The organism is Hymenobacter rubripertinctus, assembly GCF_003583925.1.
Lineage (GTDB): Bacteria > Bacteroidota > Bacteroidia > Cytophagales > Hymenobacteraceae > Hymenobacter > Hymenobacter rubripertinctus.
On the sequence record NZ_QYCN01000063.1, the window covers coordinates 1 to 12851 of the forward strand.

10 protein-coding genes and 2 pseudogenes are annotated in these 12851 nt (G+C 51.1%); 5 read left to right on the plus strand and 7 right to left on the minus strand.

The window, feature by feature from the left end; translation table 11 throughout:
* A pseudogene (locus tag D0T11_RS20805) lies at window positions 1-190 on the minus strand (IS4 family transposase); the annotation flags it as partial.
* Window positions 191-493: 303 nt separating this feature from the next.
* Between D0T11_RS20805 and D0T11_RS20810 the strand changes: the two are divergent.
* Window positions 494-1390, plus strand: coding sequence for a hypothetical protein (locus tag D0T11_RS20810; protein ID WP_147374767.1), 897 nt, complete (start codon window positions 494-496; stop codon window positions 1388-1390).
* On the opposite strand, the gene D0T11_RS20815 is transcribed toward D0T11_RS20810, so the two are convergent.
* The 3 genes and pseudogenes from D0T11_RS20815 to D0T11_RS20825 form a co-directional block, all read right to left on the minus strand.
* Entirely contained in the window at window positions 1387-2160 is a 774-nt protein-coding gene (locus tag D0T11_RS20815; RefSeq protein WP_119657739.1) for an IS3 family transposase, read from the minus strand. The genes D0T11_RS20810 and D0T11_RS20815 overlap by 4 nt on opposite strands.
* Window positions 2161-2230: 70 nt before the next feature.
* Window positions 2231-2440: pseudogene (locus tag D0T11_RS23590) on the minus strand (transposase); the annotation flags it as partial.
* Window positions 2403-2858, minus strand: coding sequence for an acyltransferase family protein (locus tag D0T11_RS20825; protein ID WP_119657741.1), 456 nt, complete (start codon window positions 2856-2858; stop codon window positions 2403-2405). The pseudogene D0T11_RS23590 and the gene D0T11_RS20825, both read right to left, overlap by 38 nt.
* A gap of 1092 nt (window positions 2859-3950) precedes the next feature.
* On the opposite strand from D0T11_RS20825, the gene D0T11_RS20830 reads away from it, so the two are divergent.
* The 3 genes from D0T11_RS20830 to D0T11_RS20840 all read left to right on the plus strand — a co-directional run bounded on the left by D0T11_RS20830 (window position 3951) and on the right by D0T11_RS20840 (window position 6559).
* Complete coding sequence (locus tag D0T11_RS20830) at window positions 3951-4925, plus strand: acyltransferase family protein (RefSeq protein ID WP_119657742.1); 975 nt, start codon at window positions 3951-3953, stop codon at window positions 4923-4925.
* Between the two features lie 160 nt (window positions 4926-5085).
* Entirely contained in the window at window positions 5086-5646 is a 561-nt protein-coding gene (locus tag D0T11_RS20835; protein ID WP_119657743.1) for a helix-turn-helix domain-containing protein, read from the plus strand.
* 499 nt (window positions 5647-6145) lie between these two features.
* Complete coding sequence (locus D0T11_RS20840; protein WP_119657744.1) at window positions 6146-6559, plus strand: hypothetical protein; 414 nt, start codon at window positions 6146-6148, stop codon at window positions 6557-6559.
* A gap of 95 nt (window positions 6560-6654) precedes the next feature.
* Here D0T11_RS20840 and D0T11_RS20845 read toward each other — a convergent pair whose 3' ends face one another.
* The 3 genes from D0T11_RS20845 to D0T11_RS20860 form a co-directional block, all read right to left on the minus strand.
* Window positions 6655-7614, minus strand: coding sequence for a glycosyltransferase family 2 protein (locus D0T11_RS20845; protein ID WP_119657745.1), 960 nt, complete (start codon window positions 7612-7614; stop codon window positions 6655-6657).
* A gap of 616 nt (window positions 7615-8230) precedes the next feature.
* Window positions 8231-9931, minus strand: a complete 1701-nt coding sequence (locus D0T11_RS22255; RefSeq protein ID WP_147374768.1) for a hypothetical protein — start codon at window positions 9929-9931, stop codon at window positions 8231-8233.
* Window positions 9932-10202: 271 nt separating this feature from the next.
* Window positions 10203-10535, minus strand: a complete 333-nt coding sequence (locus D0T11_RS20860) for a glycosyltransferase (protein WP_119657748.1) — start codon at window positions 10533-10535, stop codon at window positions 10203-10205.
* A gap of 563 nt (window positions 10536-11098) precedes the next feature.
* Between D0T11_RS20860 and D0T11_RS20865 the strand changes: the two genes are divergently transcribed.
* Complete coding sequence (locus D0T11_RS20865) at window positions 11099-12610, plus strand: hypothetical protein (RefSeq protein ID WP_119657749.1); 1512 nt, start codon at window positions 11099-11101, stop codon at window positions 12608-12610.
* The last annotated feature ends 241 nt before the right edge of the window (window positions 12611-12851 follow it).

The window sequence follows — 12851 nt, forward strand, 5'->3', positions numbered from 1 at the left end:
GGATGCGGGTCTCGTTGGAGGCCACTTTGACTTCGTCGTTGAGATGGTGAGCGACTTCGCCAAATTGCACGTTGCGGCTCTTGATGAGTCCGATAATAAACTGAGCAATAAACTTTTGCCGGGACAGATGGCGCACAATGGGCACCTGTTGCAAAAGGGTCGTAAGTTTGGCTTTGAGGCGGTGCTTCACGGGGAGGAACGGGCTGAGAAGTGTAGGAACTCCAAAGGTCGGGCCTCCCCGTTTTTATGCCCCAATATTTAGTAGGGTAGAGTAGCCCTATCTCAACCAAGCCTTGCTCAAGCTCCTTGCGCCGAAAAGGGAATCGTTACCGATCCGGCCACGGCTATCAACCCGGAGTTTCCAGCGCGTACCAATACGTTCAACTGGTACTACGGACAACAGAACAATGGCCGGTATTGGAAAATGAACAGCCAGCCGCTACCAACTGCATCCACAATCTGGTTGCCTTGGGAGCAGTCCGATAACACCAACATGACCCACATTTTGGGCAAACGCGACTTACCTAAAGATGGCTGGGAACTGATTAAGCGAAACCTTGGATACCAGGATGATGGTACACCTTATTCTAATCTAGTCAACCCATATGTGGTGCTCTACAACCGGCACTCAGGCATGATGCGCGTGTTCGTAGCCGTAGGCAAATTAGTGCAGGATTATAATTACGCCGAAATCAAGTTGGTCTTTAATGGAACCGCTCAAAAGAAAGCCGGTACGCTCAATCGTCTGGAAGGGATTGGCGTAGCCCTGGAGAATACCGTACCCGGGCGTGATGCTAGCGTATTCTCAGCGGTAACGCGCTTCACCAGTCAGGAAACCAAATGGTTCATGGCCGATTTTCCGATGGATTACGATCCTTGTGCCTGTCAGTTTGACTCCAAACTCGTCATTGAAGTTAATCTTATCAGTGAGGCTAACATTAAGTTAGAAGGCATTACTACTGGCACTTTACTTTCCGTCAAAAAGTCAGACGGCACCAATTATTCCAGTACTGATTTTGATAAGGGCGTTTCAGTAGCCAAGAAAGTGAATGGAGTGCTTAAAAAGAGTCAGACTACCTATAAAACTATTAGCAGCTACACCTCATCTGTATTAGGCACACTGACTACTCAAGGCACCAAAACCAGCGCACAGGATGCTAATGCAAAGAAAAACGCATTTGCGCAACTCATGAGCGCGCTGGCCACCAATAGCTTTTTGAAAAATGGCTTAAATTCTGTCCCATATATTGGGGCAGCGGTTAGCATTTTAGATTCTTTTATCGGCGGTGGCAAAGACGAGTCCGGGCCGCAGGCCGTTAGCATTCAACCAATGTCGATCAATATGACAACTTCGCTTACTGTACTACTCCCCAAAAACTGGACAGTTTAGGAGGCGTTTGTTAAGCAAATGGGTGGGGGGCTGAAGGTAGGGTTTTGAGCGAAKATTTGCGCAGGTGTTTGGCCCTTCAGGCCTTGGTGAGGCCGCTGATGGTTGTAGTAGCTGAAGTTATCCGTSGCCCGGCCCCGCCCGTCGCGGCTGATTTGGCAGCCCGCCGCCAGCAAGGCCTGCTCGAAGAGCTGGCTGGTAAACTGGCTGCCCTGGTCGGAGTTGAAGATGTAGGGGGCCGGCTGGGTGGCCAGTGCCGCGCCCAGTGCGCTCAGACAAAAGCCCACGTCGAGCGTGTTGCTCAGCTCCCAACTCAGCACGTAGCGCGAGTGCCAGTCCAGGACGGCCACCAGATACAGGAAGCCTTTGGCCATGGGAATATAGGTGATATCCGTGCTCCACACCTCGTTAGGMGCACTCAGTACCCGTTCSCGCAACAGATACGGATAGCGCGTMAYGCCYTGGCCGGGCACACTCAGGCGCGGTTTGGGGTAGACCGGCTCCTGGCCCATGAGGCGCACGAGCCGGCGCACCCGTTTTTCATTGACCTGATAGCCCGCCAGGCGCAGGTGGTCGCGCAGGCCCAACACGCCTTTGAAATTGTGGCGCATAAACTCCTCGTCCAGCAGGCGCATGAGCGTCAGGTTCAGGTCCGTTTCGCCCCGGGGCTGGTAGTAGTAGCTGCTGCGGGCCAGCCCCAGGGCCTGGCAGCGGGCCTGTACCGAGCCCGCTTCGCTGGCTTGCACCAGGGCGCGTTGTTGGGCGACTACCAAGTGGGCAGCGTTTTTTTAGCAGCTGGTTTTCCATCTCCAGCCGTCCGATGGCGGCATACAACGGCTCGACGTCGGGCGGGGCCGGCGCGCAGGCTCCTGCGTCGGTGAACACCTGCACCGCCTGCTGGCGCAAGTGCAGCTTCCAGCGACTAATCTGGGRCACCGACAGCTGGTAGCGGGCRGCCAGTTCGGCCAGCGGCTGCCGCTCCGTCAGGGCGGCTAAGGCCACTTCTGCTTTGAACTCAGCAGTGAAGCGGCGACGGGTACGTTTTGGGTTCATGGCGTTGACTAAGAYAGCCACCACAAACTGTCCAAACTTTGGGGAGTACTACAACTATCAGCTTATCCTGCGTGGAGTAGCTTACCCACTGGGCCACTAGGTCGTAATCCGGCCGTTGCCACACCACGCAGAAAGTAACCGTGGTGAGCAGAAAATACACCGGATAAATGCGGGCGAAGCGGTTGCGGAAATAATCCAGCAGCCATTGCCGATTGAGTTCTACCCGCTGCCCGTAACGGGTGGCAATCAGAAAGCCGCTCAATACGAAAAACACGGTTACCCCACTATTACCTTCCCGTAAGAGCAGTCCGCCCCAGCTCGTTTCCGCGAACCGATGGTGATGGGTCAGGAAAACGGTATAGGCGGCGAGGGCGCGAATACCAGTAAGAGCCGGGAAATACCGCTTAGTAGACAACATATGACAAATTTCAGGCTGGCGTACGGGCTATAGAGACGCGGTACTTCGCGGCTACTCGTCGCACACTGGCCGGGCAATGAAGAGCGCTGTACTTCAAAAGTATTCAGGTTGTTTTTTCAGCTTATCAGTACCTAGTCTACCGACATGCCGCCCCGCTGGGGCGGCTGCGCAACAGCAGGTAATAACGAGTTTGCCTCTGCCATTCCGATAAGTAATGCGCAATTTAATCAAACTATTACATCCGTCATCTAACCAACGCTGCCTACTTCGTTTCATTCGCGCTTGTCAAACGGTTCGATGCGCCGATTTAGTGGGACCACTATGGCGGTTTCGTGAACGGTGCGCTCAGTTGGTGTAGAGAAGCCTCTTTGCATCTCTACACCAACTGAGCGCACCGTTCACGAAACCGCCATAGTTAAATAAACTTGACTCTCAACCAGGTAAATACCTGAAAATAATTTCACAAGTACAGGTAATTCGCGAAAAAAATTGATGAGCTTCTAATAAAATCGAATTATCTTGTAAATAAAGCCTCGTACTACTATCCAAAGTTGGTTGACTGAAAGGACTATACCTCCGCAAGGTTTAGCCCTCCGCATTGATGATAATAGTATTTTTTGATGAGTTTTCGATATTTTTTCCTAATTTTTTTCTCAATTACTTATCTACTAAATTTATTCTAAATATTTTATAATTTCTTTCCGTACGTATAAAAATATCAATGTGGTTACGATATCAAATGCTCTTTTGTTAGTGCGCATAAATAGTCATAAATTTTCCTTATTCATGGCAAAAAGTGGCTAACATTAATTGAAACAGGTGGCTATTCGTTCAACAAGAAAAGAATCATTAGTCTAAACTATTATTTACCTGGAATATTTTGGCGTGAATTGTTTTTTTTACGATACACCCATCTCGATTTACTAGATGAGCCTACTTATTCGTTGAAACTTTTCCCGCAGGTCTACTGCAACTCTGGCACCCCTGTAGCCAGGCCCAATGTGGGGAGGCGAATGTAAAAATAGCTCGGCAGATAGTTCTTGAACCGCTTCATTGCCTTAGATTTGTGCTCCTCTCTGAATCATCATCTACATGCCGCGTAATTATACCGTTGACGTTTTTCGTATTCTGGGTGCTCTTTGCGTAGTAGCCCTGCACGCGCCGCTGGATTCGCTACCCAATGAAGCAGCTTTATTAATCCGGCTGGGCTCCCGCTGGGCCGTACCTTTTTTCTTCCTGGCCAGCGGCTTTTTCTTCGGGGCAGGCAAGCAGGAGCGGCCGACAGTATCAGCCGCTAAGCAGCTGTCTTTTCTACTGTCCATTTTTCTTATCGCCAATATTATTTACGGCCTGTTTTTCCTGGTCGATCAGGATCCCAAAACCCTGTTTTCCCCTTCATTGGTGGGGCTGCTGGTGGGGCAATCGGGCCACCTGTGGTACATCAGCGCCAGTATTTTCGGATACCTGCTCCTGCAATATGCTGTTAACCGCTATTCCGACCGGGTACTGCTGTTGACAGGATCGGCTGTACTGATCGGCATATTGGCCGGGGTAGCTTACTCTACCTTAGTCCATGCCACTCTTCCGTATGAGGTGGGACATCTGTTCACTTCGATTCCATTTCTATGGGGTGGTTATCTGCTGGCCCGTCACCGCGTCATTACGTCCTACTTCACCGTCACCCGCTCCGTGCTGCTTATCGGCCTGGGGTTTGGGCTGGAACTGGTCGAAGCCATCGGCCTGTATAAGCTGACCGGGGCCAGCCCCCACAATCAGGAACTGCTCCTGGGCACAACGCTAATGGCGTTTGGCATCCTCTGCCTGGCCCTGACCTGGCAGACGCCCACTGAAAATCGGTTCGCTGCCTGGGGAAGGCGCTATTCCCTTCAGATTTACCTCTACCATGCCCTGGTGCTGGCCGTGCTCTATCATATATTCCACCTTGAGTCGGTGAGCCCCTACCTGGGCTGGATCAGCCCGATCATCGGTTTTTTCGTCACTCTGGGGTTGCTGAAAGCACTGGAACAACTCTCGCCCCGCGCATTTAAAGTATTGAGCGGCAGCTAACTGGCGTTTTTTCGTCCCGCTGGACGTAGCCGTAAGAAAAACCCGAATTCGGTTTGTAGCATTAAAACCGGCTATGCGTTTCAATGCTACAAACCGGTTGTAGCATTGAAACGCATAGCCGGTTTTAATGCTACAAACCGAATTCGTTCGTTAGCAGGGTATGCCACAGAAAGCAACTCCTTCTACCACGCTGGCGGCGGCCGTACGCGCTCACCTGGGTTTCTCGCAGGAGCAGCTGGCCACAGTGCTGGGAATTTCCCGGGGCCAGATTGCCCACGTGGAAGCCGGCCGCCGACAGCTGGGGCCGAAGGAGGCGAGTGGGCTGCGGCAGCTGGCGCAACGACTGCCGCCGCCGCTGGGCAGCGCCCCCCAGCCCCTCTGCCCGAAGGCCGTGTCCCCGGCTCCGGCAGTTTTGCGTCGCCGCCGGGCCTGGTGCGTGCGCGAGGCCGCTAATGGCCGGGTGGCGCTCAGCCAGCTGGAAGCTGACGCCGCCCTGGCCCACCGCTGGGAAGGACTGCTAAGGGAACTCGACCGCGACCCAACCACCGTCCTGGACCCCACGCTGGTGAAACGCCTGCGCACGGAACGGCTGGCCGCGCCGCCCGCCGCCCGCCCGGCCACCGCCGCCGCGCACACCCTGCTGACGCTGCGCATTGGGTTACTGGAGGCCGAGGCCAGCGCACTGGCCGCCTTGCTGGCCGATGCCCCGGGGCCGGAGTAAGCAAACCCGCTCTTTCGGGTTGCACTGGCCGCTGCACCGACTGGCACGCGTTGCGCGGCGCCAAATCCGCACCGGGGGTGGCGGTTGGCTATGTGTGGCCCGCACTTCCGTCCGTAGCCCCTTGCATCAGTGCTGTTACGCACTTGCCTCCTTCCGTTGCGCCTCACCCCCTAGCCCCCTCTCCGAAAAGGAGAGGGGGAACTGATTTTTAGCTTTTTTTTATAACTGAAGTAGCGCGTATCAAGCTAGAATTTAGAAACTAGTTCCCCCTCTCCTTTTCCGGAGAGGGGGTTAGGGCGTGAGGCGACCGTAAGGGCGAGGGTGCTGCGTAACAGCAGTGAATCAGATTGTTCAGGGGGAGGGGAGCGACGGACTGAAGTCCGGGCCACACACAGCCAGCGCGTAAGGTCAGGTATTATTTTAGCCGCCGCACACAATAAGCGCCCACATAGCAGCGTTCAAGGGGGTAGTTATCTTCCACTTTTTTCCCCTTTATCGTATGGCGTACTCCGTGAATGTATTGACCACCGTAGCCGACTGCGACAAGCTGCTGGCTGACTCCGAGAGCGAGTTGAAGGCCCTCCGCCACCGCTCCACCAACCTGGATTACGCCCGCGACTCCACCAGCGAGGCCGCCACCGAAACCCAGGCGACGCTGACCAGCCTCGACGCCGAGATTCAGAATCTGACCACCCTGATTCCGACCCTGGCGGAGGGCACCAAATCCCGCAAAAGCAGCGAAGTAGATTTGCGCACCGCCATTTACCGGCGCGCCAAGCTCACCGATAAGCAGGAGGCCCGCGGGCCGGTAGCTCTGCTCACCCGCGAGCGGGATCTGGCCGAAACCGAGGCCCAGATTGCGGAAATCACCGCGTTTGTGGCGGCTATCAACGCGCGCAAAGCGGCCTTGTAAATTCGCGGCCCCAAAACAACCAACGGCCCCCTCCGAATAGTTCGGAGGGGGCCGTTGGTTGTTTTGCTCTACACCGTGATGTTGCCCAACGTGAATCAGGTAAGCTGACTCGTTGCCGCTGGTTCCGATTCGTACAGCTCCTTCACCACATAGAGCGGGCGGTTGCGGGCCGCGTCGAGGCCCCGCCACACGTACTCGCCGATAACGCCCAGGGCCGTCATCTGGAAGGCCGATACGAACAGCACCACCACCATCAGGGCCGACCAGCCTTCGGGCTTCTGGCTGCCGAACAGGTGGAGCCCGATAATATACAGGCCGTAAATGAAAGCGGCCAGGCCCAGGGCTAGCCCGAGTACGGAAATTGCCCGGATCGGAAAAAACGAAAAGGCCAGGATGGAGTCGATGAAGAGCTTCATCTTCTTTTTTAGCGTCCAGCGCGACTTTCCAATTTCGCGCTTGCGGCGCACATACGGAATGTTCACGTACGGATAGCCCAGCCAGACCATCAGGTAGAACAGGTTGCTGTTGCGCTCATGCAGGCGCAGAATGTGCTCGGCCACCTGCCGGTCGAAGAACACAAAATCGAAGCCGCCATCGGGGATATTGGGCAGGGCAATTTTCTTCATCAGGGCATGAAAGCCCTTGGCGAACAGCTGTTGCAGGCCCGTTTCCTCCCGGTCCTGCCGGTTGCCGATGATGAGTTTGAGCCCCTTCTGCCAATAGTCATACATCTGCACCATCAGCTCCGGCGGATCCTGCATATCGGCCGTAATGATGGCCATGCAGTCGCCGGTAGCCTGGGCCATACCGGCCACAATAGCGTTATAAGACCCCACGTTGCCGGCCAGCTCCACCACCCGCACTTTCGCGGGATACGCGGCCCGGAAATCCAGCAGCGCCTGCAACGTGCCATCTTCAGAGCCATCATCCACGAGCACATACTCAAAGCTCACATCTGCGGGAAACAGGGCCTCGTTGGCCAGCAGCTCCCGCGTCGTCACGGGAATATTCTCTTCGTTAAAGTAACAAGGAATGATAACGGAAAGCTTGGGCATACCGGGGAAACGAAACAAGAATTGGTTGAAAACGAGAGGACTGGCCGCTACAAGTGCAAAGATGCACAATCAATGGCTATAGTTGGCCAGAGCAGCCACCACTGTAGCCGCTTTACGAACAGTGTGGGTAGCGTCATTTACTCGGGTCGAGCGGCTTTTCCAACGGGTAGATCAGGCGTTCCTCACCCAGTTCGGCTGGCAGTGTACCCGGTTCGCCGGCACCCACCGGCACCCACCGGCACAAAAATGCTACGGCGATTTCGCGAGCCATGCCCCCATCCGATAGTTGCTGAAGCCACCGGATGGGTGGGTAGCACAGAGTTTTCGCGCTGCTGCTCAGCACTCTCTCCGGTGCAAGACCGGCCTGCGCGGTAGGGGGCACCCTGTTCGCACAACTGCCAGAAGATGCCGGCTTTTTCACTACCTGCTGTTACGCAGGTCGCTTCCGGTAGCTGCGGTGGCAGGTCGCTTTTCGTTGCTCGTTGCTCGTTGTTCGGGGCTGATTGGGTAATGAAGGTGAAGCAGCCCCGAACAACGAGCAACGAGCAACGAGCAACGAGCAACGAGCAACGAGCAACGAGCAACGAATGCTTCAACGGCTACTGCGTAACAGCAGTCAATAAGTAATCAAAGAAGCCTGGCACTCATGCACATAAGGACTAGGGGTGTCCGGCAATTTTTTTAGCTGAATATTCCAGTCGGCACCGGTGCCACGCGCGGAAAAGTAGATCGGGAGAAATTGTGACAAATCCGGCGTCAATACCCACACGGCATCGGGCCGTTGGATTAGTTTTTTCATTGCTGGGCCAAAATCAGCATAGCCGGTGAGTTGCTGGCGAAACGCTCTCTGGGAAGGATCGAATGCCGGCCATCCGCTCAGCGAGTACACCTTGCTATAGTTATAAAAGCCATAGCTACGCAATGGATTAAGGTTGGCGTACGAAAGCCCTCCTTCTATCAACAATTTTCCTTTGTATTTTTCAGATAAATAATACAGGTATTTTTCTTTGTTATTTTGATCAAATTTGCTTTCAATAATTATTCCCGACAACAATTTTACTTGCAACAGGAAACCTATTGCCAACAGTGATGCTATGATTATTTTATATTTTTTTAACTTTTCTTTATACACCATAACATTCGGCATGAATTTCATATACATCACAAACACACACACCAGGTACAGAATAGTTACTGGCTGCATTATACGAGGAGGCATGTGCGTAAACAATGACAATGCCAGCAAAATTGTCAGAAAAAACACATGATACAACACGATAATTGTAAACGCAGAAATTCCAAACCAACCTTTACTTCTTTTAGCTTCACTGAAATCTATTACCAACAACATGAGGGCAATAATTGAGAAAACCGGGAAAAACTGTCTGATAACATCATAGAAAACTCTTTTTACCTTGGCAACACCTTCTCTTTTTACCAAACCCGAATAATCCGCCACATAGTATTGAGGAAAAAAATTGTTATTAAATATTTTCTCATCATTAAAGCCATAATATTTAACAAGAGTTTCATTGAATATATGTATATTTTCATTTTTGTTATTATTATTCAATTTGTATACATGATAATCTATCAATTTTGCTTTATCAATATCTATTGCTTTGTAAGCTGCTCCTTCTTTAGTAGCAGTTATCATGACAACTGCCTGGAGCATTCCAATCAGTAACGCGAATGGAATGATTATTCTTTTTACAGCAGTCCCAAAAGGAATAAACGTAACCAATGGAGCTGCCAGTACTAAGCCTATCATAGCGGCTCCGGGCCGCAGCCCCCAAGCCGCAGTGAACATAACGAGAGCTAAAACGGTATCTTTTTTCGTTATTTTATCAGCAGTATATAGCCAGCGAGTTACCAGCCACACTAAAACAATTCCAGCTAATAGGACAGCAGGTTTACTGAAATTTATTTTAAAGTATAAAATGGAAATGAATAAATGCATAATTACAACATCTATCAAAACTATATATCTGCCTTTTACTGCATTGTTGAACAAAATCTCAACACAGTGAAGCAAAAACACAGAAGCTAGATACAATAACCCATACAATAAAAATCCATACCAAGGCACTTGAGGAACATGAGTGTACAAGAATGATACTAGTTGACTCCATCCATACATATACAGATGAAAGTTGGCTACTGGTTCAGCCGCAGTAATACCTCTGAGTAGCAAATCAATAGCAAAATCGTCGTTTGATTCGTAATACAGCCCAAAGAAGCCTCCCCACATGACAAACACAAGTAACGGCAGAAGATATACTCTGCTATTTTTAAAAACCCTGTTGTTATTATCCATTTTCGTCAGAGTGCTCATCGTTCAAAACAAAATTTAAAAAAAGAGTTAAGCTGTTGAGAAAAATATCCAGTCCTATTCGTTCTTACCTGCTTAAAATAAGCTAAATATCCTGATACTGCTGCTATCTGCGGCCTGGATAGCAGTTTGGTGGACAGTACACTGGTTATAAGGCAGAAATACGTATGTGCGTTTTGTCTTTGACTGAAGCCCGCCGAACAACACGGACGACGAAACGAAAACAGGCGTTTCTACCTCCTTTACAAGTGCCTACTTAACGGGCGCAGCGATACGAGGCCAAGGGGTGGTAACTACTGCGCGGGCTGCTGGCCATGCAGTTGCCGGTGGCCTGGGCCATACCGGCCACAATAGCGTTATAAGACCCCACGTTGCCGGCCAGCTCCACCACCCGCACTTTCGCGGGATACGCGGCCCGGAAATCCAGCAGCGCCTGCAACGTGCCATCCTCCGAGCCATCATCCACGAGCACATACTCAAAGCTCACATCTGCGGGAAACAGGGCCTCGTTGGCCAGCAGCTCCCGCGTCGTCACGGGAATATTCTCTTCGTTAAAGTAATAAGGAATGATAACGGAAAGCTTGGGCATACCGGGGAAACGAAACAAGAAGGGCTTAGAACCGGCAAAGCGGCCTTTGTCGGCGCAAAGATGCGTAATCAGCCGCTACCTTTTGCCGGTCAGGCCCTTGTTGTGCACGGGTGCGAGAACCCGGCTCCAGACAACGCAGCCGCGAAGTAGGCGCTCATCATGCGGCCAGCAGCTGCCCAGATGAAATGTACTGGCTGCTTTTTCGGCCCTTCCGCCCTTTTGGTTGGCTATTATACGTGAGTTCGGGGGTGCTTTTGTATCCTTCCAAAGATTCGGCGTCGCTACCGAATAGACTAGGTGTTTGCCCCCAGGGTTCATGCGCTGGTTGAGGCCAATTTTCGTACAGTTTTATTCGCAGATATCCTCTCAGGATGCCAACAAAATAGCGTACTTTGTGCGTCGTTTTGGACCTGACGGCTCGACTGTTCCCGGAACGGTTGTAACAGATCAGAAGTCCTGACGGTCTCCCCAGCCAATCTACCTTTCTCTCGCTCACACTGCGCGCCTACAACTTAAGGCGGCAAGCACACTCGTTTTCCCAAGCAGCACTAGTACCTTTTTCTATGGTTCAGAACTTTTACCGGAATCCAAAAGCATTTTTCACGCTGTTTATTTTAGCAATTACCTCATTCTATTGGATATTTCCAGATATCATGCCTTTTCATCAGGGCTTTGCCTTTGAGGGATATACGCTTTATAAACCTTTGGCCATAGATTTATACGAACATCTGATTGTTCACCCCATGAACAGCTACAGTATTCAGCGCATTTTCCCGTATGTGCTATTACATATTACCTTTAAACTATTTGGGATTTCTTTTACCGATTTTAACATGATCTTATTCTTCCAGATTTTTCAGCTGGTCGTAGCATTGATCATTATTTATACCTGGGACAAGCTGGCAAAGCATCTGACCATCGGATTAGCCGGGCAATGGATTGGCTACCTGAGTATGCTGGTCAATTTTGCTACTTTAAAGCTCGACTTCTATATTCCATTCACGTATGACCGGCTAGCTATGGCCGCCGGATTGATTAGCTTGTATTTCTATCTGACGCATCGCCCGTTAGGATTATTTATTACCGCCTTAGTATCCCTTACTATCTGGCCGACAGCCTTATTTTTTAATTTACTTATGCTACTGATTCCGGTTAGCGAAGTTGTCCCGACAACCCGTAACCCCTGGTTGAGCCGGGTTTGGGCAGCGGGTATAGCCAGCGCAGTGTGTGGGTTATTCATTGTGGTTATCTATATCAAGCATATTCCGGACTCCCCGAACCTGGCCCCCATCGTACGCCCGTTGCTACCACTGAGTATCCTCGTTGTTGGGGCGTACTTATTCTATACCCTGACTACGCTGGCGCAGAAGCTTTTTCCGGGCTGGCAGGAAATTATCCCCCGGATAACGCAGCTGCTACGCCCTCGCCTCAGCTGGCTGTATTCACTACTTATTTTAGGGGCTTATTTCTTTCTGACCCGCTACTTAGGTGATCCAAACAATCAGAATCTCACTCCTCAGCTGTTTGCCGTCAACCTCACCTTCGGGGCTTTGCAGCGGCCTGGTCAGTCGTTAATTTTTCATGTCCTGTACTATGGTCTGCCCTTCATCCTCATCGCTCTTTTCTGGCGGCGCACTCTCCAGGTTGTTACGCAACTAGGCCTCGGCACAGGTTTGCTAGTCATGGCAGTGCTCATACAAGCAGTGAATAATGAAACGCGTCAAATGGCTAATGTCATTCCGCTCTTAAGCATCCTTGCCGCCATGGTAGCCGATGGCCTCAACCCACGGCCAAAAGTTGTTGCTGTTACGGCCTTGCTAGCCTTTGCCATTTCCAAAGCCTGGGTAGTTTCTCTCAACTACTTTAGCCCTGACTACGGAAATCCAGGCGACATATTTCCCATGCAAAGCCTTGAGCAGGGAGATTTTTTAACATGGCCGCGACAAGCCTATTTCATGAACTTTGGCCCCTGGTCAGCTACCCCTTACTTACTTATTCAAACGGTAGCAGCAATTATAGCTTTCTATGTTATTCACAGAACCTGGAATTCAAAAGAATTAGTGCACAAGCAATAAATTTATCTTTTCAATTTCACACTACTCTATTTACTTATTACCTACTTGACTATGCAAATGTTTGTTTTGAACATATCATATTTTCATTATCATGATAGGGCTACCGCACCAAATTAGGCACTTTTGAGCAGTTCCAGCATAAATCCGTCGTCTCTGGCGGCCTTTTTACGCTTTCTTTTCAGACTAATCTTACTCGGTTCATGCGTGAGAAGAAAGAGGCTGAACTTGCGAAAGATGTTCA

Coding starts and splice junctions, on each gene's coding strand:
- D0T11_RS20810 (WP_147374767.1), top strand. CDS start 494: ATGACCCACATTTTGGGCAAACGCGACTTACCTAAAGATGGCTGGGAA.
- D0T11_RS20830 (WP_119657742.1), top strand. CDS start 3,951: ATGCCGCGTAATTATACCGTTGACGTTTTTCGTATTCTGGGTGCTCTT.
- D0T11_RS20835 (WP_119657743.1), top strand. CDS start 5,086: ATGCCACAGAAAGCAACTCCTTCTACCACGCTGGCGGCGGCCGTACGC.
- D0T11_RS20840 (WP_119657744.1), top strand. CDS start 6,146: ATGGCGTACTCCGTGAATGTATTGACCACCGTAGCCGACTGCGACAAG.
- D0T11_RS20845 (WP_119657745.1), bottom strand. CDS start 7,614: ATGCCCAAGCTTTCCGTTATCATTCCTTGTTACTTTAACGAAGAGAAT.
- D0T11_RS22255 (WP_147374768.1), bottom strand. CDS start 9,931: ATGGATAATAACAACAGGGTTTTTAAAAATAGCAGAGTATATCTTCTG.
- D0T11_RS20860 (WP_119657748.1), bottom strand. CDS start 10,535: ATGCCCAAGCTTTCCGTTATCATTCCTTATTACTTTAACGAAGAGAAT.
- D0T11_RS20865 (WP_119657749.1), top strand. CDS start 11,099: ATGGTTCAGAACTTTTACCGGAATCCAAAAGCATTTTTCACGCTGTTT.